This is a genomic window from Mycobacterium sp. HUMS_12744610 (assembly GCF_041206865.1).
Taxonomy (GTDB): domain Bacteria; phylum Actinomycetota; class Actinomycetes; order Mycobacteriales; family Mycobacteriaceae; genus Mycobacterium; species Mycobacterium servetii.
The window spans coordinates 3,824,959-3,849,808 of the sequence record NZ_JBGEDP010000001.1 but is presented as its reverse complement, the minus strand read 5'-3'; the positions used below and the strand labels follow the sequence as shown (position 1 = coordinate 3,849,808).

At 71.8% G+C, this 24,850-nt stretch carries 21 protein-coding genes and 3 pseudogenes; 17 read left to right on the top strand and 7 right to left on the bottom strand.

What is annotated here, in order from left to right:
* Positions 1–36 precede the first annotated feature (36 nt).
* Positions 37–573 (bottom strand): annotated as a pseudogene (locus AB8998_RS18420) (DUF222 domain-containing protein); the annotation flags it as partial.
* Positions 574–709: 136 nt separating this feature from the next.
* On the opposite strand from AB8998_RS18420, the gene pyrR reads away from it, so the two are divergent.
* The 7 genes and pseudogenes from pyrR (at position 710) to pyrF (ending at position 9,490) form a co-directional block, all read left to right on the top strand.
* Positions 710–1,285, top strand: coding sequence for a bifunctional pyr operon transcriptional regulator/uracil phosphoribosyltransferase PyrR (gene pyrR / locus AB8998_RS18415; RefSeq protein WP_369739189.1), 576 nt, complete (start codon positions 710–712; stop codon positions 1,283–1,285).
* Complete coding sequence (locus tag AB8998_RS18410) at positions 1,282–2,247, top strand: aspartate carbamoyltransferase catalytic subunit (protein WP_369739188.1); 966 nt, start codon at positions 1,282–1,284, stop codon at positions 2,245–2,247. The genes pyrR and AB8998_RS18410 overlap by 4 nt, the downstream gene beginning before the upstream one ends.
* Positions 2,244–3,536: a dihydroorotase gene (locus AB8998_RS18405; RefSeq protein ID WP_369739187.1), complete on the top strand. Its 1,293-nt coding sequence runs from the start codon at positions 2,244–2,246 to the stop codon at positions 3,534–3,536. Before AB8998_RS18410 ends, AB8998_RS18405 begins: the two co-directional genes overlap by 4 nt.
* 49 nt (positions 3,537–3,585) lie before the next feature.
* Positions 3,586–4,116 carry a PH-like domain-containing protein gene (locus tag AB8998_RS18400; protein WP_369739186.1) on the top strand — a complete coding sequence of 177 codons (531 nt, stop codon included), beginning with the start codon at positions 3,586–3,588 and terminating at the stop codon, positions 4,114–4,116.
* A complete protein-coding gene (carA, locus tag AB8998_RS18395; protein WP_369739185.1) occupies positions 4,113–5,231 on the top strand; it encodes a glutamine-hydrolyzing carbamoyl-phosphate synthase small subunit in 1,119 nt (372 codons plus the stop codon). The genes AB8998_RS18400 and carA overlap by 4 nt, the downstream gene beginning before the upstream one ends.
* 85 nt (positions 5,232–5,316) lie before the next feature.
* Positions 5,317–8,666, top strand: a pseudogene (gene carB, locus AB8998_RS18390) (carbamoyl-phosphate synthase large subunit).
* Positions 8,663–9,490, top strand: a complete 828-nt coding sequence (gene pyrF / locus AB8998_RS18385; protein ID WP_369739184.1) for an orotidine-5'-phosphate decarboxylase — start codon at positions 8,663–8,665, stop codon at positions 9,488–9,490. The pseudogene carB and the gene pyrF overlap by 4 nt, the downstream one beginning before the upstream one ends.
* Before the next feature lie 5 nt (positions 9,491–9,495).
* On the opposite strand, the gene AB8998_RS18380 is transcribed toward pyrF, so the two are convergent.
* A complete protein-coding gene (locus tag AB8998_RS18380; protein WP_369739183.1) occupies positions 9,496–9,918 on the bottom strand; it encodes a TOBE domain-containing protein in 423 nt (140 codons plus the stop codon).
* Between the two features lie 462 nt (positions 9,919–10,380).
* Between AB8998_RS18380 and mihF the strand changes: the two genes are divergently transcribed.
* The 5 genes from mihF to metK all read left to right on the top strand — a co-directional run bounded on the left by mihF (position 10,381) and on the right by metK (position 14,374).
* Positions 10,381–10,698 (top strand): integration host factor, actinobacterial type, encoded by a 318-nt coding sequence (gene mihF, locus AB8998_RS18375; protein WP_015355818.1) that lies wholly within the window; start codon positions 10,381–10,383, stop codon positions 10,696–10,698.
* Positions 10,699–10,710: 12 nt separating this feature from the next.
* Complete coding sequence (gene gmk / locus AB8998_RS18370) at positions 10,711–11,349, top strand: guanylate kinase (protein ID WP_369739182.1); 639 nt, start codon at positions 10,711–10,713, stop codon at positions 11,347–11,349.
* Positions 11,350–11,459: 110 nt separating this feature from the next.
* The gene (rpoZ, locus tag AB8998_RS18365) at positions 11,460–11,792 is read left to right on the top strand and encodes a DNA-directed RNA polymerase subunit omega (protein ID WP_369739181.1); all 333 of its coding nucleotides are present in this window, start codon (positions 11,460–11,462) and stop codon (positions 11,790–11,792) included.
* 20 nt (positions 11,793–11,812) lie between these two features.
* The gene (gene coaBC / locus AB8998_RS18360; RefSeq protein WP_369739180.1) at positions 11,813–13,063 is read left to right on the top strand and encodes a bifunctional phosphopantothenoylcysteine decarboxylase/phosphopantothenate--cysteine ligase CoaBC; all 1,251 of its coding nucleotides are present in this window, start codon (positions 11,813–11,815) and stop codon (positions 13,061–13,063) included.
* A gap of 99 nt (positions 13,064–13,162) precedes the next feature.
* On the top strand, positions 13,163–14,374 hold the full coding sequence (gene metK / locus AB8998_RS18355; protein ID WP_369739179.1) for a methionine adenosyltransferase: 1,212 nt from the start codon (positions 13,163–13,165) through the stop codon (positions 14,372–14,374).
* A 72-nt stretch (positions 14,375–14,446) separates the two neighbouring features.
* On the opposite strand, the gene AB8998_RS18350 is transcribed toward metK, so the two are convergent.
* From AB8998_RS18350 to AB8998_RS18335, 4 genes and pseudogenes are all read right to left on the bottom strand, one after another.
* Positions 14,447–15,007 (bottom strand): pyridoxamine 5'-phosphate oxidase family protein, encoded by a 561-nt coding sequence (locus AB8998_RS18350; protein ID WP_369739178.1) that lies wholly within the window; start codon positions 15,005–15,007, stop codon positions 14,447–14,449.
* A gap of 15 nt (positions 15,008–15,022) precedes the next feature.
* Positions 15,023–16,031: pseudogene (locus AB8998_RS18345) on the bottom strand (flavin-containing monooxygenase).
* Between the two features lie 57 nt (positions 16,032–16,088).
* Complete coding sequence (locus tag AB8998_RS18340) at positions 16,089–17,060, bottom strand: alpha/beta hydrolase (protein ID WP_369739177.1); 972 nt, start codon at positions 17,058–17,060, stop codon at positions 16,089–16,091.
* A gap of 26 nt (positions 17,061–17,086) precedes the next feature.
* The gene (locus AB8998_RS18335) at positions 17,087–18,049 is read right to left on the bottom strand and encodes an alpha/beta hydrolase (RefSeq protein ID WP_369739176.1); all 963 of its coding nucleotides are present in this window, start codon (positions 18,047–18,049) and stop codon (positions 17,087–17,089) included.
* On the opposite strand from AB8998_RS18335, the gene AB8998_RS18330 reads away from it, so the two are divergent.
* The 3 genes from AB8998_RS18330 (at position 18,048) to AB8998_RS18320 (ending at position 21,487) form a co-directional block, all read left to right on the top strand.
* On the top strand, positions 18,048–18,815 hold the full coding sequence (locus AB8998_RS18330; RefSeq protein WP_369739175.1) for a lysoplasmalogenase: 768 nt from the start codon (positions 18,048–18,050) through the stop codon (positions 18,813–18,815). The genes AB8998_RS18335 and AB8998_RS18330 overlap by 2 nt on opposite strands.
* An 84-nt stretch (positions 18,816–18,899) precedes the next feature.
* On the top strand, positions 18,900–20,870 hold the full coding sequence (locus tag AB8998_RS18325) for a primosomal protein N' (protein ID WP_369741643.1): 1,971 nt from the start codon (positions 18,900–18,902) through the stop codon (positions 20,868–20,870).
* Between the two features lie 128 nt (positions 20,871–20,998).
* Entirely contained in the window at positions 20,999–21,487 is a 489-nt protein-coding gene (locus AB8998_RS18320; protein ID WP_369739174.1) for a MarR family winged helix-turn-helix transcriptional regulator, read from the top strand.
* 16 nt (positions 21,488–21,503) lie between these two features.
* On the opposite strand, the gene AB8998_RS18315 is transcribed toward AB8998_RS18320, so the two are convergent.
* Entirely contained in the window at positions 21,504–22,328 is an 825-nt protein-coding gene (locus AB8998_RS18315) for a class I SAM-dependent methyltransferase (protein WP_369739173.1), read from the bottom strand.
* 166 nt (positions 22,329–22,494) lie between these two features.
* Between AB8998_RS18315 and fmt the strand changes: the two genes are divergently transcribed.
* A complete protein-coding gene (gene fmt, locus AB8998_RS18310; RefSeq protein WP_369739172.1) occupies positions 22,495–23,427 on the top strand; it encodes a methionyl-tRNA formyltransferase in 933 nt (310 codons plus the stop codon).
* Complete coding sequence (locus AB8998_RS18305; RefSeq protein ID WP_369739171.1) at positions 23,424–24,806, top strand: RsmB/NOP family class I SAM-dependent RNA methyltransferase; 1,383 nt, start codon at positions 23,424–23,426, stop codon at positions 24,804–24,806. Before fmt ends, AB8998_RS18305 begins: the two co-directional genes overlap by 4 nt.
* Positions 24,807–24,850 lie beyond the last annotated feature (44 nt).

Below are 24,850 nucleotides of genomic sequence, written 5' to 3'. Positions count from 1 at the left end.
GGAGGGTGCGCACGGTGGGGCTCCTGAGCGGTAGTGGCGGATGGTGACGGTGCGGTCATGTGCGGCTTTGGCGGCGCGTTCGACGCCGGCGTGCGGGTCGAGGCGGTAGGCGATCGTTTTGGCGGCCGCGGCGATGCGGGCGTCGCCCATGCCCTCGAGCCGCGCGGGCCGGGCGCACGGCTCGGCGTCCAGGGTGCGGCGGTCTTCGACGTCCAGGCAGGCGGATTCGCGCACGATCAGGGTGGCCCGCCACTCCGAGAGCGGCCCCTGTTCCAGGGTGGCCAGGGTGTGGGGCATCTCGTGCACCAGTGCTTTGGCGAGTCCGAGATGGCGCCCGCCCCGGGCCGGGGAGTCCCGCCGGGCCAGGGCGATTTCGGCGGCCACGCCGCGCCCGCGCCGGGCGGCGGGCATCCCGGCGGCGGCCTCGTCCGCGCGGCGGGTGGCATCCAGGGCGGCGGCCGCGCGGGCCTGGCCGGCCGCGGCGGCCGATTTGAGTCGTTCCAGCTCGGCGATGCGCCCGATCAGCGCGGCCTCGTCGGCCTGGGGGGCCACCGCCACCAATTCTTCGAACATGCGTTCGATACTAGCGCGCACCCCGGACAATGTCTGCGGGCCGTATCGGCGCCGCCGCCGGCGATGCTAAGCTGCCGGGCAGTCGACATCCTTTAACGATCCGTCCCGCGAGGCGGAGAAGGAGGTCAAGTCACGCATGGGTGCCGCGGACGAATCCGCCACCGGCCGCGAATTGATGTCGGCGGCCGACGTGGGTCGCACCATTTCCCGCATCGCGCACCAGATCATCGAGAAGACCGCGCTCGACGGCGCGGACGCGCCGCGCGTCGTGCTGCTCGGGATCCCGACCCGCGGCGTCATCCTGGCCGAACGCCTGGCCGTCCACATCGGCGAGTACAGCGGGGTCGACGTCGCGCGCGGCGCCCTGGACATCACGCTGTACCGCGACGACCTCAGGCAGAAGCCGCCCCGGGCGCTGGAACCCACCTCGATCCCCGCCGGCGGCGTCGACGACGCCCTCGTGATCCTGGTCGACGACGTGCTGTTCTCGGGACGCACCGTGGCCGCCGCCCTGGACGCGCTGCGCGACGTCGGCCGGCCCCGCGCGGTGCAACTGGCGGTGCTGGTGGACCGTGGCCACCGCGAACTCCCGTTGCGGGCCGACTATGTGGGCAAGAACGTACCGAGCTCACGCAGCGAGAGCGTCCACGTGCTGCTCGGCGAGCACGACGGCCGCGACGGCGTGGTGATCTCGAGGGACGACATCAGATGACCAGACACCTGTTGGCCGCCGGCGACCTGAGCCGCGACGAGGCCACCGCGATCCTCGACGACGCCGACCGGTTCGCGCAGGCCCTGGTGGGCCGCGAGATCAAGAAGCTTCCGACGCTGCGCGGCCGCACCGTGATCACGATGTTCTACGAGAACTCGACCCGCACCCGGGTGTCGTTCGAGGTGGCCGGCAAGTGGATGAGCGCGGACGTGATCAACGTCAGCGCGACCGGATCCTCGGTGGGCAAGGGGGAGTCGCTGCGCGACACCGCGTTCACGCTTCGGGCGGCCGGCGCCGACGCGCTGATCGTCCGGCACCCGGCCTCGGGCGCCGCGCATCTGCTGGCCGAGTGGAGTTCGTCCGCGGGCCTCGACGGGGGCGGCCCGTCGGTGATCAACGCCGGCGACGGCACCCACGAACACCCGACCCAGGCGCTGCTGGACGCGTTGACCCTGCGCCAGCGGCTCGGCGGCATCGAGGGGCGGCGCATCGTGATCGTCGGGGACATCCTGCACAGCCGCGTCGCCCGCTCCAACGTCATGCTGCTGGCCACCCTGGGCGCCGAGGTGGTGCTGGTGGCGCCGCCGACGCTGCTGCCGGCCGGGGTCGACGGCTGGCCGGCCACCGTCTCCTACGACTTCGACGCCGAGCTGCCCGCCGCCGACGCGGTGCTGATGCTGCGGGTGCAGGCCGAGCGGATGACCGGCGGCTTCTTCCCCTCGGTGCGCGAATACTCGGTCCGCTACGGCCTTTCCGACCGCCGCCAGGCCATGCTTCCCGGCCACGCGGTGGTCCTGCACCCGGGACCGATGGTGCGCGGCATGGAGATCGCCTCTTCGGTGGCCGACTCAACGCAATCGGCTGTGCTGCAACAGGTTTCCAACGGGGTACACGTGCGGATGGCCGTCTTGTTCCATGTGCTGGTCGGCACCGAACCGGCCGGGGAAGAGGGTGCGGCGTGACTGTGCTGCTTCGCGGGGTCCGGCTCTACGGCGAGGGCGACCGGGTCGACGTGCTGGTCGAGGACGGCCAGATCGCCCGGATCGGTGCCGGGCTCGCGATCCCCGACACCGCGGACGTCATCGACGCCACCGGCCACGTGCTGCTGCCCGGATTCGTCGACCTGCACACCCACCTGCGCGAGCCCGGCCGCGAATACGCCGAGGACATCGAAACAGGTTCGGCCGCAGCGGCTTTGGGTGGATTCACCGCGGTGTTCGCGATGGCCAACACCGACCCGGTCGCCGACAGCCCGGTGGTCACCGATCACGTCTGGCACCGCGGCCAGCAGGTCGGCCTGGTCGACGTGCACCCCGTCGGGGCCGTCACCGTCGGACTGGCCGGGGTGCAGCTCACCGAGATGGGCATGATGGCCGCCGGCGCCGCGCAGGTGCGGATGTTCTCCGACGACGGTGTGTGCGTGCACGACCCGCTGGTGATGCGCCGCGCCCTGGAATACGCCGCCGGGCTGGGGGTGCTCATCGCCCAGCACGCCGAGGAGCCGCGACTGACCGCGGGCGCCGTCGCCCATGAGGGGCCTACCGCCGGGCGGCTGGGGCTGGCCGGATGGCCCAGAGCCGCCGAGGAATCGATCGTCGCGCGCGACGCGCTGCTGGCCCGCGACGCCGGCGCCCGGGTGCACATCTGCCACGCCTCCACCGCGGGCACCGTGGAGATCCTGAAATGGGCCAAGGGCCAAGGTATCTCGATCACCGCCGAGGTCACCCCCCACCATCTGCTGCTCGACGACACCAGACTGACCAGCTACGACGGGGTCAACCGGGTCAATCCGCCGCTGCGGGAAGCCTCCGATGCGCTCGCTTTGCGTCAAGCGCTCGCCGACGGGGTAATCGAATGTGTGGCCACCGATCACGCACCCCACGCCGAGCACGAGAAATGCGTCGAGTTCTCCGCGGCGCGCCCCGGCATGCTGGGGCTGCAGACGGCGCTCTCGGTGGTGGTGCAGACCATGGTCGCGCCCGGGCTGCTGACCTGGCGCGACGTCGCCAGGGTGATGAGCGAGAACCCGGCCCGCATCGCGCGCCTGCCCGACCACGGCCGCCCGCTGGAGGTGGGGGAGCCGGCGAATTTGACCGTGGTCGACCCCGACGCCACCTGGACGGTCGCCGGGTCGCATCTGGCCAGCCGGTCGGCCAACACGCCGTACGAGTCGATGACTTTGCCCGCCACCGTGACCGCTACCCTGCTGCGCGGCAAGGTCACCGCCCGAGACGGGAAGAGCCCGGCATGAACCGCGCCGGCGACGATCGACAGCGCAGCGGTGGGCAGGAGTGGCGCCCATGAACTCCGGCACGCTGGTGGGGTCGCTCATTTTCGCGGCCGTGCTGGTGGTGGTGATCGCGGTGCTGATCCAGCTGATGATGCGCGGCTGGCGGCGTCGCGCCGAGCGGCAGGCCGAGCTGATCGGAAATCTGCCCCAGATGCCCGCCGAGGTGGGCGCTGCGACCAGCACCATCCGCGGCGCCTATCTCGGGTGCACGCTGTCGCCCGCCTGGAACGACCGCGTCACGGCCGGCGACCTGGGCTACCGCAGCAAGGCCGTGCTGACCCGCTATCCGGAGGGGATCCTGCTGGAACGCAGCCACGCCAATCCGATTTGGATTCCCCAGGAGTCGATCGCCGCCGTCCGCACCGAGCGGCGCATGGCCGGAAAGGTCGGCGCCCGCAACGGGATACTGGCGATCCGGTGGCGGCTGCCGTCGGGCGCCGAGATCGACACCGGGTTCCGCGCCGGAAACCGTGACGAATACTACGACGTGCTGCGGGCGGGGTCGCCCGGCCCGCAGCAGCGCAAGGAGGGAGCAGCGTGACCAAGGCCCTGCTGGTGCTCGAGGACGGCCGCGTCTTCACCGGCACGCCGTACGGCGAGGTCGGCCAAACGCTGGGGGAGGCCGTGTTCTCCACCGGCATGTCCGGCTATCAGGAGACGCTGACCGATCCGAGCTATCACCGCCAGATCGTGGTGGCCACCGCGCCGCAGATCGGCAACACCGGCTGGAACGCCGAGGACGCCGAGAGCCGCGGCGACAGGATCTGGGTGGCCGGGTACGCGGTGCGCGACCCGTCACCGCGGGCGTCCAACTGGCGCGCCACCGGCACCCTGGAGGACGAGCTGGTCCGCCAGCACATCGTCGGGATCGCCGGCATCGACACCCGCGCGGTGGTGCGGCGTCTGCGCAGCCGCGGATCGATGAAGGCCGGCGTGTTCTCCGGCGACGCCCTGGCCGAACCGGCCGAACTGCTCGAGCGGGTCGTCGGCCAGCGTTCGATGCTGGGCGCCGACCTGGCGGACGAGGTCAGCACGCCGCAGCCCTACGTCGTCGAGGCGGAGGGCGCCCGCCGGTTCACGGTGGCCGCGCTGGACCTCGGGATCAAGACCAACACCCCGCGCAACTTCGCCCGCCGCGGCATCCGCAGCCACGTCCTGCCGTCGTCGGCCACCTTCGAGCAGATCAGCGAGCTGCAGCCCGACGGCGTCTTCCTGTCCAACGGGCCCGGTGACCCGGCCACCGCCGACCATGTCGTCGGGCTCACCCGCGAGGTGCTGGGCGCCGGAATCCCTCTGTTCGGCATCTGTTTCGGCAACCAGATCCTCGGGCGGGCGCTGGGACTGTCCACCTACAAGATGGTGTTCGGGCACCGGGGTATCAACATCCCGGTCATCGACCACGCCACCGGCCGGGTCGCGATCACCGCCCAGAACCACGGGTTCGCGCTGGAAGGGGAGGCGGGCCAGACCTTCGACACGCCGTTCGGCCCCGCGGTGGTCAGCCACACCTGCGCCAACGACGGCGTGGTGGAGGGCGTCAAACTCGCCGACGGGCGGGCGTTCTCGGTGCAGTACCACCCCGAGGCCGCCGCCGGTCCGCACGACGCGGAATACCTGTTCGACCAATTCGTCGACCTGATGGCGGGGCAGCAATGACCGCGAGCGTGCGCAGTTGCACGCCGCTGACGGCGTGCCGGCGTGCACACCCGCACGCTCGCGCCGAGATGGGAAGGAAGCGCTAGTGCCGCGTCGCACCGACCTCAACCACGTGCTGGTGATCGGCTCGGGGCCGATCGTGATCGGACAGGCCTGCGAGTTCGACTACTCCGGCACGCAGGCCTGCCGGGTGCTGCGGGCCGAGGGCCTGCAGGTGAGCCTGGTCAACTCCAACCCGGCCACCATCATGACCGACCCCGAGTACGCCGACTTCACTTACATCGAGCCCATCACCCCGGCCTTCGTCGAGCGGGTGATCGCCCAGCAGGCCGAGCGCGGCAACCGCATCGACGCGCTGCTGGCCACCCTGGGCGGGCAGACCGCGCTCAACACCGCGGTCGCGCTGCACGAGAACGGGGCGCTGGAACGGTACGGCATCGAACTCATCGGGGCCGACTTCGACGCCATCCAGCGCGGCGAGGACCGGCAGATGTTCAAGGACATCGTCGCCAAGGTCGGGGGCGAATCCGCCCGCAGCCGAGTGTGTTTCACGATGGAGCAGGTCCACGAGACGGTCGCCGAGCTGGGCCTGCCGGTGGTGGTGCGGCCCAGCTTCACCATGGGCGGGCTGGGCTCGGGGATGGCGCACTCCACCGAGGAGATCGAGCGGATGGCCGGCGCCGGGCTGGCCGCCTCGCCGAGCGCCAACGTGCTGATCGAGGAATCCATTTACGGCTGGAAGGAATTCGAGCTCGAACTGATGCGCGACGGCCACGACAACGTGGTCGTGGTGTGTTCCATCGAGAACGTCGACCCGATGGGCGTGCACACCGGCGACTCGGTCACCGTCGCGCCGGCGATGACGCTGACCGACCGGGAATACCAGCGGATGCGCGATTTGGGCATCGCGATCCTGCGCGAGGTCGGTGTCGACACCGGCGGGTGCAACATCCAGTTCGCCGTCGACCCGGCCGACGGCCGGCTGATCGTCGTCGAGATGAACCCCCGGGTGTCGCGCTCCAGCGCGCTGGCGTCCAAGGCCACCGGCTTCCCGATCGCTAAGATCGCCGCCAAGCTCGCCATCGGCTACACCCTCGACGAGATCGTCAACGACATCACCAAGGAGACCCCGGCCGCCTTCGAGCCCACGCTGGACTACGTCGTGGTCAAGGCGCCGCGGTTCGCGTTCGAGAAGTTCCCCGGTGCCGACCCCACCCTGACCACCACGATGCAGTCAGTGGGCGAGGCGATGTCGTTGGGGCGCAACTTCGTCGAGGCGCTGGGCAAGGTAATGCGGTCGCTGGAGACCCCCCGCGCCGGGTTCTGGACGAAGCCCGATCCCGAGGGTGACGCCGAGCAGGCGCTGGCCCGGCTGCGGACCCCGACCGAGGGGCGGCTCTACGACCTGGAACGGGCGCTGCGGCTGGGCGCGTCGGTGGAGCGGGTCGCCGAGGCCAGCGGCGTGGACGCGTGGTTCGTCGCGCAGATCGGCGAGCTGGTGAAGCTGCGCGCCGAGCTGGCCGCGGCCCCGGTGCTCGACGCGGAGCTGCTGCGCCGCGGCAAGCACAACGGCCTGTCGGACCGCCAGATCGCCGCGCTGCGGCCGGAACTGGCCGGCGAGGACGGGGTGCGCTCGCTGCGGGAGCGTCTCGGCATCCACCCGGTGTACAAGACGGTGGACACCTGCGCCGCGGAGTTCGAGGCCAAGACGCCCTACCACTACAGCAGCTACGAGCTCGACCCCGCCGCCGAGACCGAGGTGGCCCCGCAGACCGAGAAGCCCAAGGTGCTGATCCTGGGCTCCGGCCCGAACCGGATCGGGCAGGGCATCGAGTTCGACTACAGCTGTGTGCACGCGGCAACCACGCTGAGCCAGGCTGGTTTCGAGACCGTCATGGTCAACTGCAACCCCGAGACGGTGTCCACCGACTACGACACCGCCGACCGGCTCTACTTCGAGCCCCTGACGTTCGAGGACGTCCTCGAGGTGTTCCGCGCCGAGACGGAGTCGGCCGGTGACGGCCCCGGCGTCGCCGGCGTCATCGTGCAGCTCGGCGGCCAGACCCCGCTCGGGCTCGCGCAACGCCTCGCCGACGCCGGGGTTCCCATCGTCGGCACCCCGCCGGAGGCGATCGACCTGGCCGAGGACCGCGGCGCGTTCGGCGACCTGCTGGGCGCCGCCGGCCTGCCCGCGCCCCGCTACGGCATGGCGACGACCTTCGCGCAGGCGCGCCGCATCGCCGAGGACATCGGCTATCCCGTGCTGGTGCGGCCGTCCTACGTGCTGGGCGGGCGCGGCATGGAGATCGTCTACGACGAGGAGACGCTCAAGAGCTACATCAGCCGCGCCACCGAGCTCTCGCCCGAGCATCCCGTGCTCGTCGACCGCTTCCTCGAGGACGCGGTGGAGATCGACGTCGACGCCCTGTGCGACGGCACCGAGGTCTACATCGGCGGCATCATGGAGCACATCGAGGAGGCCGGCATCCACTCCGGCGACTCGGCGTGCGCGCTGCCGCCGGTCACGCTGGGCCGCAGCGACATCGAGAAGGTCCGTCGCGCCACCGAGGCCATTGCCCACGGCATCGGCGTGGTCGGCCTGCTGAACGTGCAGTACGCCCTCAAGGACGACGTGCTCTACGTCCTGGAGGCCAACCCGCGCGCCAGCCGCACCGTTCCTTTCGTGTCCAAGGCCACCGCGATCCCGCTCGCCAAGGCCTGCGCGCGGATCATGCTGGGCGCCAAGATCTCCCAGCTTCGCGACGAGGGCATCCTGGCCGCGTCCGGGGACGGCGGCCTCGCGGCCCCGACGGCCCCGATCGCGGTCAAGGAGGCGGTGCTGCCGTTCCACCGGTTCCACAGCGCCGACGGGGCGGCGATCGACTCGCTGCTGGGCCCGGAGATGAAGTCGACCGGCGAGGTCATGGGCATCGACCGCGACTTCGGCAGCGCCTTCGCCAAGAGCCAGACCGCCGCCTACGGCTCGCTGCCGTCCGGGGCACCGTGTTCGTCTCGGTCGCCAACCGCGACAAGCGCTCGCTGGTGTTTCCCGTCAAGCGGCTGGCCGACCTCGGTTTCCGGGTGCTGGCAACCGAGGGGACCGCGGAGATGTTGCGCCGCAACGGCATCCCGTGCGACGAGGTGCGCAAGCACTTCGAGCCGCCGCAGCCGGGACGCCCGGAGGCCTCGGCGGTGGACGCCATCAAGGCCCGCGAGGTCGACATGGTGATCAACACGCCCTACGGCAACTCCGGCCCGCGTATCGACGGCTACGAGATCCGGTCGGTCGCGGTCGGGGTCAACATCCCCTGCGTCACCACGGTGCAGGGCGCGTCGGCGGCGGTGCAGGGCATCGAGGCCGGCATCCGCGGCGACATCGGGGTGCGCTGCCTGCAGGAACTGCACAGCACGCTCGGGCCCGGTAACGACCGGTGACCGGGTTCGGCGTCCGGCTGGCCACCGCGAAGGCGCAACGCGGGCCCCTGTGCCTGGGTATCGACCCGCATCCGGAACTGCTGCGGGCATGGGAGCTGCCGGTGACCGCCGACGGGCTGGCCGCGTTCTGCGACACCTGCGTCGAGGCGTTCGCCGGCTTCGCCGTCGTCAAACCGCAGGTGGCGTTCTTCGAGGCCTACGGCGCGGCCGGCTACGCGGTGCTCGAGCGCACCATCGCCGCGTTGCGGTCGGCGGGGGTGCTGGTGCTGGCCGACGCCAAGCGCGGCGACATCGGGACGACGATGGCCGCCTACGCGGCCGCGTGGGCGGGGGACTCGCCGCTGGCCGCCGACGCGGTGACGGCCTCGCCCTATCTGGGGTTCGGCTCGCTGCGGCCGCTGCTGGAGGCCGCCGCCGCCAATGACCGGGGGGTGTTCGTGCTGGCGGCGACGTCGAACCCGGAGGGCGCCACCGTCCAGCGTGCCGTCTTCGACGGTCGCGCCGTGGCCCAGCTGGTCATCGACCAGGCGGCCGTGCTGAACCGGGCCGTGGCGCCCTACGGCCCGGGCTACGTCGGCGTGGTGGTGGGGGCCACGGTCTTCGAGGCGCCCGATGTCAGCGCGCTGGGTGGGCCGGTGCTGGTGCCGGGAATCGGGGCGCAGGGCGGGCGACCGGAGGCGCTGGCCGGGCTGGGCGGGGCGCAACCGGGCCAGCTGCTGCCCGCGGTGTCACGGGAGGTGCTGCGGGCCGGGCCGGGCGTGGCGGAGCTGCGGGCGGCCGGCCAACGGATGCTCGAGGCCGTCGCGTACCTGGCGGCGCCCTAGCCGCGTCAGTCGGACCCGATCGCCGCGCCGGGATTGGCGGTCTCGACGATGACGTTGGTCGCCTTGACGACGGCCACGGTGACGGTGCCCGGCCGCAGCTGCAACTCCTGGGCGGCTTCGGTGCTCATCAACGACACCACGGTGAACGGGCCGCACTGCATCTCGACCTGCGTCATCACCCGGTCGCTGACGACCCTGGTGACCAGCCCGACGAACCGGTTGCGGGCCGAGCTGCCGATGCTGAGCGGGTCCGGTGGCGGGGTGGGTGCGTTGGTGCGCGCGAATTCGGCGAGATCCTCGCTGGCGATGACCTTGCGGCCGGCCGCGTCGTGGTCTACCGCGAGCGCGCCTTGGTTGATCCATCGCCGCACGGTGTCGTCGCTGACCCCCAGCAGCTCCGCCGCCTGGCGGATCCGCAGGTTCGGCACCGCTCGATGGTAGCCGATCGCCCCGCTGCCACGGCCGCAGCGCGTCCCAGCGGGGCGGCGCGTGAACCCGCCGCGACACGCGCGACACGCCACCCGAATGCGTGATTCACGGCATCGGTTGTCCGCCCGCCCGCCGCAGGTGGTCGCGGCGGGGCGGCCGGGCCGGGGCGCCGCGCCGTCGGGACGTGATCGCCGGGGGTAAAAGCCCAGCTAGAGGGCTTGGAAGCGGTCCGGATACCGGGGTGGCCGGAGGGCGCCCCGGTGCGGTGCGAGGGGCCCTGCCGGCCCCCTCCCGCAAGCCGCCCCGGCCGCCGCGCCAGGTTTACGCTGGTCAGTTACCCGCTAAAGCGAGGGGGCGGGTTAGATTTCGTCAGGAAGCCTGAGTACGGTCGTCTGCGCTGGTTATAACCGGCAGAGACAAACCAGATCGATTGAGATTGATTGATCAGATACGGAGGAATTGTGGCCCTTCCCCAGTTGACCGACGAGCAGCGCGCGGCCGCGTTGGAGAAGGCGGCTGCCGCACGTCGAGCGCGCGCAGAACTCAAGGATCGGCTCAAGCGTGGCGGCACCAACCTGACCCAGGTGCTCAAGGACGCCGAGACCGATGAAGTCCTGGGCAAGATGAAGGTGTCTGCGCTGCTCGAGGCATTGCCGAAGGTGGGCAAGGTCAAGGCGCAGGAGATCATGACCGAGCTCGAGATCGCGCCGACCCGGCGCCTGCGTGGGCTGGGTGATCGGCAGCGCAAGGCCCTGCTGGAAAAGTTCGGCTCCGCCTAGCCCGCGCCGACGATGCAGGCCGGAGGGCCTGTAGGCGCCGGCGGGGGACCGGACACCCGGCACGGGGTGCGCCGCGAGCCGGCGGGCCGCGTGGTCGTGCTGTCCGGTCCCTCGGCGGTCGGCAAGTCGACCGTGGTCCGGTGTCTGCGCGAGCGGATACCGGACCTGCATTTCAGCGTCTCGGCGACGACGCGAGCGCCCCGGCCGGGCGAGGTCGACGGCGTCGACTACCACTTCGTCAGCCCGGAACGCTTCCAGCGGCTGATCGATGACGGCGACCTGCTCGAATGGGCCGAGATCCACGGCGGGCTGCACCGGTCGGGCACCCCGGCCGGGCCGGTACGGGCGGCTGCCGCGGCCGGCGTCCCGGTGCTGATCGAGGTCGACCTGGCCGGCGCCAGGGCGGTCAAGAAGGCGATGCCCGAGGCCACCACCGTGTTCCTCGCCCCGCCGAGCTGGGAGGACCTGCGGGCCCGGCTGGTCGGCCGCGGCACCGAGACGCCCGAGGCGATACAGCGCCGCCTCGACACCGCCCGCGTCGAACTGGCCGCCCAAAACGACTTCGACACGGTGGTGGTGAACAGCCAATTGGAATCCGCGTGTGCGGAATTGGTATCCTTGCTGGTGGGAACCGCCCCGGGCCCGGCATAAGCCGCCTGGCCACACCATATCGAGCCCCAAACCATCGAGCCCAAAAACTATCGAGCCCCGAGTTGCGAGCCGCTTTCGCACCGCTCTACGCCGCCAGGAGATTTTCTCACGTGAGTATTCCGCAGTCCGACGCGTCGCTGACCGCCGTCCCCGCCGGCGATCAGTTCGATCCCTCCGCAGGTGGTGAGCGCGTCTATGACACCCCGCTGGGTATCACCAACCCGCCCATCGACGAGTTGCTGGACCGCGTCTCGAGCAAGTACGCCCTGGTGATCTACGCGGCCAAGCGGGCCCGGCAGATCAACGACTACTACAACCAGCTCGGCGAGGGCATCCTCGAGTACGTCGGGCCGCTGGTCGAGCCCGGCCTGCAGGAGAAGCCGCTGTCCATCGCGCTGCGCGAGATCCACGCCGACCTGCTCGAGCACACCGAGGGCGAGTAGCTGGCAGGGCCGGGCGCGCTGTGGACCGCAAGCGGATCGTCGTCGGAGTCTCCGGTGGTATCGCCGCTTACAAGGCGTGCACCGTGGTTCGGCAGCTTTCCGAGGCCGGTCACTCCGTCCGGGTCCTCCCCACCGAGTCCGCGCTGCGTTTCGTCGGCGCCGCGACCTTCGAGGCCCTGTCCGGCCAGTCCGTGCACACCGGGGTCTTCGAGGACGTTCCCGACGTGCCGCACGTGCAGATCGGGCAGCAGGCCGACCTGGTCGTGGTGGCGCCCGCGACCGCGGACCTGCTCGCCCGCGCGGTGGCCGGACGCGCCGACGACCTGCTGACCGCGACCCTGCTCACCGCGCGCTGTCCGGTGTTGTTCGCCCCGGCGATGCACACCGAGATGTGGTTCCACCCGGCCACCGCCGACAACGTGTCCACCCTGCGTCGCCGCGGCGCCGTCGTGCTGGAACCCGCGGCCGGGCGCCTCACCGGCGCCGACAGCGGGACGGGCCGGCTGCCCGAAGCCGAAGAGATCACCACCCTGGCGCAGCTGCTGCTGGAGAGGCACGACGCGCTGCCCTACGACCTGGCCGGCCGCAAGGTGCTGGTGACGGCCGGGGGCACGCGCGAACCGATCGATCCTGTGCGCTTCATCGGCAACCGCAGCTCCGGCAAGCAGGGCTATGCCGTCGCGCGGGTCGCGGCGCAGCGCGGCGCCGAGGTCACCTTGATCGCCGGGCACACCGCGGGGCTGATCGATCCCGCCGGGGTCGAGGTCGTGCGGGTCAGCTCGGCGGAGCAGCTCGGCAACGCGGTGTCCAAGCACGCCCCCGCGGCCGACGTCCTGGTGATGGCGGCGGCCGTCGCCGACTTCCGGCCGGCGCAGGTCGCCGCCGCCAAGATCAAAAAGGGCGCCGACGATGAAGCCGGGCCGCCGGCGATCGAGCTGGTGCGCAACGACGACGTGCTGGCCGCCGCGGTGCGGGCGCGCGCCCACGGTGAGCTGCCCAACATGCGGGCCATCGTCGGGTTTGCCGCCGAGACCGGGGATGCCAACGGGGACGTGCTGTTCCACGCGCGGGCGAAGCTCCGGCGCAAGAGCTGTGACCTGTTGGTTGTCAACGCCGTCGGGGAGGGCAGGGCCTTCGAGGTGGACAGCAACGACGGTTGGTTGCTGGCCTCCGACGGGACCGAGTCGGCGCTGGAGCACGGGTCCAAGACGTTGATGGCCAGTCGTATCGTTGATGCGATTGCCACTTTCCTGCGCGGCGAGGCCGGATAGCGCCCCCGAGCCGGGCCGGGCGGGCCTTGCCCGCCGGATCGGAGCGGGGGCCGGACGATATGATTCGATTAACTAATTAATGGGAAGGGATTGAGCACAGTGAGCGAAACGGGTCGGCTGTTTACCAGTGAGTCGGTGACCGAGGGACACCCGGACAAGATCTGCGACGCGATCAGCGACTCGATCCTGGACTCGCTGCTGGCCGCGGACCCGCGCTCACGCGTGGCCGTCGAGACGCTGGTCACCACCGGGCAGGTGCACGTGGTGGGCGAGGTGACGACGACGGCCAAGGAGGCGTTCGCCGACATCACCCAAACCGTTCGCGGGCGCATCCTGGAGATCGGCTACGACTCGTCGGACAAGGGCTTCGACGGGCTGACCTGCGGGGTCAACATCGGCATCGGCGCACAGTCACCCGACATCGCCCAGGGGGTCGATACCGCCCACGAGACGCGCGTCGAGGGTGCGGCTGACCCACTGGACGCCCAGGGCGCCGGCGACCAGGGCCTGATGTTCGGCTACGCGATCGCCGAGACGCCGGAGATGATGCCGCTGCCGATCGCGCTGGCGCACCGGCTGTCGCGGCGGCTGACCGAGGTCCGCAAAAGCGGGGTGCTGCCCTACCTGCGCCCGGACGGCAAGACGCAGGTCACCATCGCCTACGAGGGCAACACCCCGGTCCGCCTGGACACCGTGGTCATGTCGACCCAGCACGCCGCCGACGTCGACCTGGAGAACACCCTGACCCCCGACCTGCGGGAAAAGGTACTCAACACCGTGCTCAACGACCTGGCGCACGACACGCTGGACACGTCGTCGACGCGACTGCTGATCAACCCCACGGGCAAGTTCGTCCTCGGCGGCCCGATGGGCGACGCCGGGCTGACCGGCCGCAAGATCATCGTCGACACGTACGGCGGCTGGGCCCGCCACGGCGGCGGCGCGTTCTCGGGCAAGGACCCGTCGAAGGTGGACCGCTCCGCGGCGTACGCGATGCGCTGGGTGGCCAAGAACATCGTGGGTGCCGGCCTGGCGGAGCGCGTCGAGGTGCAGGTGGCCTACGCGATCGGCAAGGCCGCGCCTGTGGGCCTGTTCGTCGAGACCTTCGGTTCCGAGACGGTCGACCCGGTCAAGATCGAGAAGGCCATCGGTGAGGTGTTCGACCTGCGGCCCGGCGCGATCGTCCGCGACCTGGACCTGCTGCGCCCGATCTACGCGCAGACCGCCGCCTACGGCCACTTCGGCCGCACCGACGTCGAACTGCCGTGGGAGCGGCTCGACAAGGTCGACGCGCTGAAGGCCGCCGTCTAGTTTCACTGCGAGCAGACGCCGGGTCGCACGAAACGCGTTGTTTGCCTGCGACTTTGCGTTTACTGGCGCGGACTAGGGTAGGGGATGGTCGGCGTCCAGCGCCGGCAGGCCGTCGATGCTGCGCCGGTTGCGGTCGAGGAGGCTGGCGAATTCCTCGTCGGTGGCCTTGGCGTGATGCGCATCCAGGACCGGGCGTTCGTCGACGAGCTCGTAGTAGGGGACCGCGAACCCGCAGGCGTCGGCGATCCGCTCGACGTCGACGACGACCGCGGCCCGGACGCCCGCGTGCCGGTCGCCGAAATGCGCCAGCAGACCGTCGAATTCGGCGTCATCGGGTCGAACGACCCGTCCGGTGCCGAACAGCCGCAGGATTCGCGACGTGCGGGTGAACGAGGAGAACATCAGCGTGATCCGGCCGTTGTCGCGCAGGTGCGCGATGGTCTCCGCGCCGCTGCCGAACAGATCCAGGTACGCGACGGTGTGGTCGTCGAGCACCGCGAAGGTGTCCCGATACCCCTTGGGCGACAGATTGATTCGGCCCCCCTGGGAGGGGGCGGTGGCAACGAAGAACATCGCCTGCTCGGCGATGAACTCCCGGAGCGAGGCATCGAGGTGGGAAAACTCCTTTGCCACCCGTCGAGCGTAGCGCTACGCAGTGAAGCGGTAGTCGTCGAGCGGGAACAGCCGGCTGCGCCAGTAGGCCTCCACGGTGGTGGCCGGGCGCAGCGGGACGTCGCCGTTCTTGTCGAAGTAGTAGCTGTTGGCCAGCCGGCAGCTGTCCTGCCAGAAGACCTGGCGGTGCCGCTTGCGCAGCATCTCGGCGAAGTAGCGGGCGTTGGCCTCCTCGGTCACCTCGACGCGGGTCGCGCCGTCGCGGCGGGCCCGCAGCAGGCACCGCGCGATGTGATGCGTCTGGGCCTCGATCAGCGCGAAGTACGACGAGCCGACGTAGCCGTAGGGCCCGAACACGCTGAACAGGTTGGGAAAACGGGAGACGCTGCCTGGCTGGCCAGCCGCTGGGCGAGCCTGGCGCCGGGCACCCGCATCGCCGCGCGCACCGGCGCCGGCAGCGGGACGTCGAGCTTGGGAAAACACCAGATCGGCGTGCGCTGGAACACGGTGATCCGCTCGACGATCGGTGCGATCTCGGGGATGACCTGCACCGCCGAGGCGCCGGTGCCGATGATCGCCACGCGCTTGCCGGCCAGGTCCTGCCCGTGGTCCCACCGCGCGGTGTGCATGGTGACCCCGGCGAAGGAGCCCACTCCGTCGATGTCGGGGAGCTTCGGCACGGTGAGCACCCCGCTCGCGCTGATCAGGAACCGGTCGGTGATCTCGCCGCCGGGGTCCGTCTGGATGCGCCACAGCGACTGCTCGTCGTCGAAAGCGGCGGAAATCACCTTGGTGCCCAATCGGATCCGTGATCGCAGGCCGTATTTGTCGACGCAGTGTTCGGCGTAGGCCTTCAGCTCGCGGCCGCGCGCGTAGGTCCGCGACCAGCGCGGGCTCTGCTCGAAGGCTGGTAGGAGAACGACGGGATGTCCACGGCGATACCGGGATAGGTGTTCCAGTGCCAGGTGCCACCCACCCCGTCGCCGGCCTCGACGACCAGGTAGTCCGGCAGGCCGGCCTTGTCGAGCTTGATCGCGGCGCCGATCCCGGAGAATCCGGCGCGATCAGCGTCTGGAAGCCGGGGCTGGTCACGAGTTCCCGCCTACCCGTGCAGCGCCCTCTTGAGAGCGGCAAGACCGCGGTTGGTGGCCTCGGCGGCGGCGGGGATCACCATGGCGAAGCTGACGTAGCCGTGCACCAGGGTGGGTTCGTTGCTGTGCTCGACGGGCACCCCGGCGGCGGTGAGCAACTCGGCGTAGCGGGCCCCGTCGTCGCGCAGCGGGTCGTGCTCGGCGGTCCCGATGTAGGCCGGCGGCAACCCGGACAGATCGGTTGCGGCGGCCGGGGCGAACGTGACGGGCAGGGCCGCGGGATCGGTGATGTCGAGGTCGGGCAGATACCACGTCAGGAAGGCGTCGATGACCTCGAGGTCCAGCACCGGCGCGGTGGCGTTCTCGGTGAACGAGGGCAGCGACATGTCGGCGCACACCGTTGGGTACCACAGCAGCTGGAAGGCCAGTTCCGGCCCGGCATTGTCGCGGGCCAGGTGCGTCATCACCGCGGAGAGGTTGGCGCCCGCCGAGTCGCCGGCCACGGCGATGCGGTCGGGGTCGCCGCCGAGCTCGGCGGCGTTGTCGGCCACCCAGCGCAGCGCGGCCCAACAGTCGTCGACGCCCGCCGGGAACGGGTGCTCGGGGGCCAGCCGGTAGTCGACGGACACCACGATGGCCTCCGCGCCGACGGCGTGGGCGCGGGCGACGGGGTCGTGGGTGTCCAGGTCGCCGAGGCAGAACCCGCCGCCGTGGTAGAAGACGACGAGGGGCAGTGCGCGGTCGGTGGTGTCGGCGCCGGGCGGCCAGTAGATCCGCACGGGGATCCCGTCCAGATCGCCGTAGCCGACGGTCCGCTCCTCGACGCGTAGGTCGGGCAGCATCTCCGGGGGCACCGCGAGCTGCTTCAGCCGTGAGCGTGCGACCTCCACGCCGTCGGACGCGCTGAATGTCATCGGGAACGCGTCGAGCAACGACTTGAACGTCGGGTCGATGCCGGGTCGGGCGATGGTCGGCTCTGTCATGGGTTTACCGTACGCATTGGCCGCGGCTATGTGTGCAATGCCCGCCGCAGCGCTGCCAGGCCGCGGTCCAGCCCGGCGGTGGCGGCGGGCACCACGCCGGCGTAACCGAGGAACCCGTGCACCATCGTCTCGGCGTTGTGCACCTCGACGGGGACGCCGGCGGCGGCCAGCAGTTCGCCGTAGCGGATCCCGTCGTCGCGCAGCGGATCGTAGCCGGCGACGCCGATGTAGGCCGGCGGCAGCCCGGCCAGGTTGCCCGCACGCCCCGGCGCCATGCCCGGCGGGGGGTTGGCCATGTCGACATCGCCTGCGTACCAACGGGAGAACGCGGCGATGGCCTTGACGTCGAGGATCGGGGCGGCGGCGTTCTCGGTGAACGACGGCAGCGACGCATCCCACAGCGTGGAGGGGTACCACAGCAGCTGGAACGCCATCCGCGGGCCGCCCCGGTCCCGGCTCAGCTGGGCCAGCACCGCCGCGACGTTTCCGCCGGCCGAATCCCCGGCGACGGCCATCCGGCCGGCGTCGGCGCCTATTTCGGAGCCGCGCTCGGCGACCCACAGCGTTGCGGCCCAAGCGTCTTCGATCGCGGCGGGGTAGGGGTGCTCGGGCGCCAGCCGGTAGTCGACGGACACCACGATCGCGTCGGCGCCGACTGCGTGCTGGCGCGCCGTGCCGTCATGGGTGTCCAGGTCGCCCACAACGAAACCGCCGCCGTGGAAGAACATCACGACGGGCCGGGCGCCCCCGTCGGTTTCGGTTGCCGGCCAGTAGATCCGCACGCCGACCGGGCCCGCCGGTCCCGCAATCGTCCGGTCCTCGACGCGCAGCTCCGGGTGCACCGGCCGGCGCGGCAGGTCGCGGAACCGTTGCCGGGCCGCGTCGACGCCCTCCTCGGTCGATAGCCGGAACGGAACCGCATCCAGTACCTTCTGCAGGATGGGGTCGATTGCTGGTCTTTCGTCGGCTGTGTTGTCCAAGCTGGGCATGGAGGTACCGTACGCACCTCGGCTGGTGTCCGGCGGATGGGTGGTGGCGGGCTGGGCCGGCGTTGCCTACGGCGTCTATCTGACGGTGCTCGCGTTGCGCTCGCCGCCGGGGACCGAGCTGACCGGCCACTGGTTCATGCAGCCGCCGTTCAAGGCGCTGATGGCGGTGCTGCTGACCCTGGCCGCCGTCGGGCATCCCATCGTGCGGGAGCGGCGCTGGCTGATGCCGGCGCTGCTGTTGTCGGCCGTCGGCGACTGGCTGCTGGCGATCCCGTGGTGGACGCTGTCGTTCGTCGCGGGGCTGTCGGCGTTCATGTTGGCGCACTTGTGCTTTTTGGCCGCGCTGCTGCCGCTGGCGCGCTTGGCGCGCCCGACGCCGCCGCGCATCGCGGTTGCGGTCCTGGTCGGCCTCACGACGCTGGTGCTGCTGGCGTGGTTCTGGCCGCACCTGAGCCGCGACGACCTGCAGCTTCCGGTGACGGTCTACATCCTCGTCCTGACCGCGATGGTGTGCACGGCGCAGTTCGCGCGGCTGCCCACGATCTGGGCCGCGGTGGGGGCGCTGTGTTTTGCGGCGTCCGACTCGATGATCGGGATCGGCCGTTTCGTCCTGCACAACGAGGCGCTGGCGGTGCCGATCTGGTGGTCCTACGCCGCGGCGGAGATCTTGCTCAGCGCGGGGTTCTTCTTCGGCCGGGAGGAAGCCGCCGGCACCTGGACCGGCGACGGCGGGGTCGTCGACTGGCCCGCCGAACGCGCTGACTAGCAACGCTTTTGAGGGCATGAGAGGCCCGTGACCCCGAGCGCGCGCACGCCCGTCCAGGTGGAGCCGATCGCCCGGGTGCTGCCGATGTTGTCGGTGCCGCACCTGGATCGCGAGTTCGACTACCTGGTGTCGGCTGAGCAGTCAGACGACGCCCAGCCCGGGGTGCGGGTCCGGGTGCGGTTCCACGGGCGGCTGGTCGACGGGTTCGTGTTGGAGCGCCGCAACGACACCGATCACGCGGGCAAGCTCGGCTGGCTCGATCGGGTGGTGTCGGCCGAACAGGTGCTCACCCCCGAGATCCGTCGTCTGGTCGACGCGGTGGCTGCCCGCTACGCCGGTACCCGGCCGGACGTGTTGCGGCTGGCGGTCCCGGCGCGCCACGCCCGGGTGGAACGGGAAACCCGCGAACCCCGGGCCGTCCCGGCCGGGCCGGCGCCGGTCGACCCGGCGGGCTGGGACACCTACGGCCGCGGCGCGCAGTTCCTGGGTGCCCTGGGTGAGGCGCGTGCCGCCCGCGCGGTGTGGCAGGCGCTCCCGGGGGAGGCGTGGGCGGACCGATTCGCCGAGGCCGCCGCGCAGAGCGTCCGCGCCGGCCGGGCGGTGCTGGCCATCGTCCCCGACCAGCGGGATCTGGACGCGCTGTGGGCGGCCGCGACGGCCCTGATCGATGAGGGCAGCGTGGTGGCACTTTCGGCGGGCCTGGGACCGGCCGCCCGGTATCGGCGCTGGCTGGCGGCGCTGCGGGGCACCGCGCGGCTGGTGATCGGCACCCGCAGCGCGGTGTTCGCGCCGCTGAGCGACCTGGGCCTGGTCATGGTGTGGGCCGACGCCGACGACAGCCTCGCCGAACCGCGCGCGCCCTACCCGCACGCCCGCGAGGTGGCGATGTTGCGGGCCCACCTGGCGCGCTGCGCGGCGCTGATCGGCGGCTACGCTCGGACCGCCGAAGCCCACGCGCTGGTGCGCAGCGGATGGGCGCACGACATCGTGGCGGCGCGGCCGGTGGTGCGTGCTCGCACCCCGCGGGTGGTAGCCCTCGACGACAGCGGCTACGAGGACGAACGCGATCCCGCGGCCCGCACCGCGCGCATTCCCTCGGTGGCGCTGCGCGCCGCGCGCTCGTCGCTGCAGGCCGGCGCTCCGGTGCTGGTGCAGGTGCCGCGGCGGGGTTACGTCCCATCGCTGGCCTGCGGCCGCTGCCGCGCCATCGCCCGGTGCCGGCACTGCACCGGGCCCCTTTCCCTGGCGGAGTCACCGGGGCGGTCGTGGCAGCAGGCCGGGCCGACTGCCGTGTGCCGCTGGTGCGGCCGCGCCGAGCCCGCGCTGCGGTGCGCCCGCTGCGGCTCGGTTTCGGTGCGCGCGGTGGTGGTCGGCGCGCGGCGCACCGCCGAGGAACTCGGCCGCGCCTTCGCCGGCACGCCTGTCGTCACCTCGGCCGGCGACGCCATCGTGGCGGAGGTCGCCGCCGGCCCGGCCCTGGTCGTGGCCACCCCGGGCGCCGAACCCGTTGCACCCGGTGGGTACGGGGCGGCGCTGCTGCTCGACACCTGGGCGTTGCTGGGTCGGCAGGACCTGCGCGCCGCAGAGGACGCTCTGTGGCGGTGGATGACGGCCGCCGCGCTGGTCCGCGCCCGCGGCGCCGGCGGGGTGGTGGCGGTGGTCGCCGAGTCGTCCATCCCGACGGTGCAGTCGCTGATTCGCTGGGATCCGGTCGGCCACGCCGAGGCCGAACTCACGGCCAGGGCCGAAGTCGGTCTGCCGCCCAGCGTGCACATGGCCGCGATCGACGGCGCACCGGGAGCGGTCGCGGCGTTGCTCGACGAGGCCCGCCTGCCCGCGGGGGCCGATTTGCTCGGCCCGGTTGAGCTGCCGCCCGGCGTGCGCCGCCCCCCGGGCACCCCCGCCGACGTGCCGGTGACCAGGATGTTGGTGCGGGTGCCCCGCGAGCAGGGCCTGCAGTTGGCGGCGAGCCTGCGCCGCGGCGTCAGCGTGCTCAGTGCCCGGCAAACCCACCAACCGGTGCGGGTGCAGATCGACCCGCTGCACATCGGCTAGCGCAAATCATATCCCAGGGTGATAGTTGGGTTAGGAAACTATGCGTAAGTACGAATGTGGGGGGCTGTTACACTTCTACTTTTTCAGCCCGCGGCGGCCCGTAGGAACAGTCGGAAGAGGGTGGCACGATGGCACAGGACGACATGACGACCGCCGAAGAGTCACTGGATGTGATCACCGATGCGTTGCTGACGGCGTCTCGCCTCCTGGTAGCCATATCGGCCCGCTCGATCGGGCGCGTCGACGAGACCATCACCATCTCCCAGTTCCGCACCCTGGTGATCCTGTCCAACCGGGGCCCGGTCAATCTGGCCACGCTGGCCGGTTTGCTCGGCGTGCAACCGTCGGCGACCGGCCGGATGGTCGACCGGCTCGTCGCCGCGGGGCTCATCGACCGGCTGCCGCACCCGACGTCGCGGCGCGAGCTGCTGGCCGCGCTGACCAAACGTGGCCGCGAGGTCGTTCGCCGGGTCACCGCCTACCGGCGCGCCGAGATCGCCGCCATCGTGGAGAAGATGCCGCCCCCGGAGCGCCACGGCCTGGTGCGGGCTCTGACGGCGTTCACCACGGCCGGCGGGGAGCCCGACGCCCACCTCGACGTCGAGATCGACCTGTAGGACGCACCGCCGCGACTCAACGCTTTTCGACGGTGACCAGCAAATACTCCCACTGCATCGCGCCGTTGGCGAGGTATTGCCGTGCCAGTTCGATGAGCTGGGCGTCGAGTTCCTCGGTCAGCACCGGGTTGTGCCCGATGTTGGCGTAGGCCTCGATCGTCGGGCCGTAGTGGTTCTTGAAGTAGTCGTGCACCGACTCGGCACTGGTGAATCGCCTGACCTCCAGCAGTCCGCGCGTCGCCGTGACGGCCTGCACGCGGTCGCCGAACAGCCCGCCGACGTAGCGTTCCCGTCCCCACAGCGCGGCGGGGAACACCGCCGGCGACAGGCACGGCCGGTAGGGCCTGATCGTGGCCAGCATCCGGCCGAAGAAGCCTTCGGGGGTCCAGCTGATGACGCCGATCTTTCCGCCGGGACGGCAGACGCGGACCATCTCGTCGGCGGCGCGCTGATGCTGCGGCGCGAACTGCACACCGATCGCCGAGATCACCGCGTCGAAGGTGCCGTCGCCGAAGGGCAGCGCGTGCGCGTTGGCCTCGCGGTAGTCCAGCGTGAGGCTCTGGGCGGCGGCCCTGGCCCGGGACCGCTGCAACAACTCGGGGGTCAGGTCGGTGGACACGACCGCGGCACCGGACTTGGCGGCGGGCAGCGAGATGTTGCCCGAGCCGGCCGCGACGTCGAGGACACGGACGCCCGGCCCCAGACCGGTCGCGGCCACCAGGACGGGGCCCAGGGGCGCCATGACCTCCTCGGCCATCAGGGCGTAGTCGCCCAGAGCCCACACCGCCCGGTGCGTAGACGCCAGTGCGTGGTCATCGGGGATGGTGGTGTCGAGAGTCATCAGACCTCCTTCAGGGTTAAGGAAAGGGCTGCGTACTCGACTTCGTCGTCGCTAGCACCGCAGTGCGGTCAGGCCGACCGACTTTAACCGCTAGAAATAGTATGCATCAGACATAGTCTACGCGCGCAAGTGAAAGCACCGCGGTGTTCTTCCCTACACTGTGCGCGTGCGCCTCGTCTTCGCCGGCACCCCCGAACCCGCGCTGCCCGCGCTGCGCCGCCTCCTCGACTCGCCCCGGCACGAGGTGGCCGCCGTGCTGACCAGGCCCGACGCCGCGTCCGGCCGGCGCGGCAAACCGGAACCCTCGCCGGTGGCCCGCGAGGCGCTGGACCGCGGCATCCCGGTGCTGCGGCCCGCGCGGCCCAACTCCGCGGAGTTCGTCGCCGAGCTGGCCGAGCTGGCGCCGGAGTGTTGCCCGGTGGTGGCCTACGGCGCGCTGCTGCGCGAGGACCTGCTCGCGGTGCCCGCGCACGGTTGGGTCAACCTGCACTTCTCGCTACTGCCCGCGTGGCGCGGCGCGGCGCCGGTGCAGGCCGCGATCGCCGCGGGCGACGCCATCACCGGCGCGACCACCTTTCGGATCGAGCCCAGCCTGGATTCCGGGCCCGTCTACGGTGTCGTCACCGAGACGATCCGGCCGGCCGACACCGCCGGGGACCTGCTCGAACGCCTCGCCCTCTCGGGTGCGGCGCTGCTGTCGGCGACCCTGGACGGCATCGCCGACGGAACGCTGACGCCCCGGCCGCAACCGGCCGAGGGGGTCAGCCTGGCGCCGAAGATCACCGTCGAGCAGGCCCGGGTGCGCTGGGATCTGCCGGCGCCGGTGGTGGAGCGGCGCATCCGCGCCGTCACACCCAGCCCGGGCGCCTGGACGCTGATCGGCGACCTGCGCATCAAACTCGGACCGGTGCTCCTCGCCGCCGACGCGCCGAAACCGTTGTCGCCGGGCGCCATTCACGTTGACCGTAAAGGTGTCTGGGTCGGTACCGGCACCGAGCCGGTGCGGCTCGGCCGGATCCAGCCGCCCGGCAAGAAAGTCATGGACGCGGTCGACTGGGCGCGGGGAGCCCGGCTCGACCCCGCCGCGCGGGCGTCATGAGCCCGCCCCCGCAACGGCGCCGGCCGCGCCGCCGGCCGCTGGACCCGGCGCGCGCCGCCGCGTTCGAGGTGCTGCGCGCGGTGAGCCAGCGCGACGCGTATGCGAACCTGGCCCTGCCCGCGCTGCTGCGGGAACGCGGTATCGCCGGGCGCGACGCCGCGTTCGCCACCGAGCTGACCTACGGCACCTGCCGCACCCGGGGCCTGCTCGACGCGATCATCGGCGCGGCGGCCGGGCGTTCGCCGGACGCGATCGATCCGGTGCTGCTCGACCTGCTGCGCCTCGGCGCCTACCAACTGCTGCGCACCCGCGTCGACGCGCACGCCGCGGTGTCCACCACCGTCGAGCAGGCGGGCATCGAATTCGATTCCGCGCGAGCGGGTTTCGTCAACGCCGTGCTGCGCACCATCTCCGGCCGCGACGAGAAGTCCTGGACCGGCGAGCTGGCTCCCGACCCGGCCAAGGATCCGGTCGGGCATGCCGCGTTCGTGCACGCCCACCCCCGCTGGATCGCGCAGGCCTTCGCCGACGCGCTGGGCGCGGCCGCCGGGGAACTCGACGCGGTGCTGGCCAGCGACGACGAACGGCCCCAGGTGCACCTGGCGGCCCGCCCCGCGGTGCTGACCGCCGCCGAGCTTGCCGAGGCGGTGGGCGGCACCGTCGGGCGGTATTCGCCGTACGCGGTGTATCTGCCGGGCGGGGACCCCGGCGGGCTGGCGCCGGTGCGCGAGGGCGCCGCGCTGGTCCAGGACGAGGGCAGCCAGCTGGTGGCCCGCGCGCTGGCGCTGGCGCCGGTCGACGGTGACACCGGCCGGTGGCTGGACCTGTGCGCGGGGCCGGGCGGCAAGACGGCGTTGCTGGCCGCGTTGGGCGCCGCCGGCGCGGGGGCCCGCGTGACGGCGGTGGAGCCGTCGCCGCGGCGCGCCGACCTGGTCGCCGAGAACACCCGCGGCCTGCCGGTGGACGTGGTGCGGGCCGACGGGCGGGAGACGGGTCTGCAGTCGGGCTTCGACCGGGTGCTCGTCGACGCGCCCTGCACCGGGCTGGGTGCCCTGCGGCGTCGCCCGGAGGCGCGGTGGCGGCGGCAGCCGGCCGACGTGCCGGTCCTGGCCAAGCTGCAGCGCGAGCTGCTGGCCGCCGCGATCGCGCTGACCCGCCCCGGCGGTGTGGTCCTTTATGCGACGTGTTCGCCGCACCTGGCCGAAACCGTGGGCGTGGTCGCCGACGCGCTGCGACGCCATCCGGTGAGCGCGGTGGACACCCGGCCGCTGTTCGATCCCGTCCCGGCGCTCGGTGATGGCCCGCACGTGCAGCTCTGGCCGCACCGGCACGGCACCGACGCGATGTTCGCCGCCGCGCTGCGCCGCGAGGCGGGGTAGCGCGGCGGCGACAAGACGACCCGGCCGCCGCCGCGCTGCGCCGC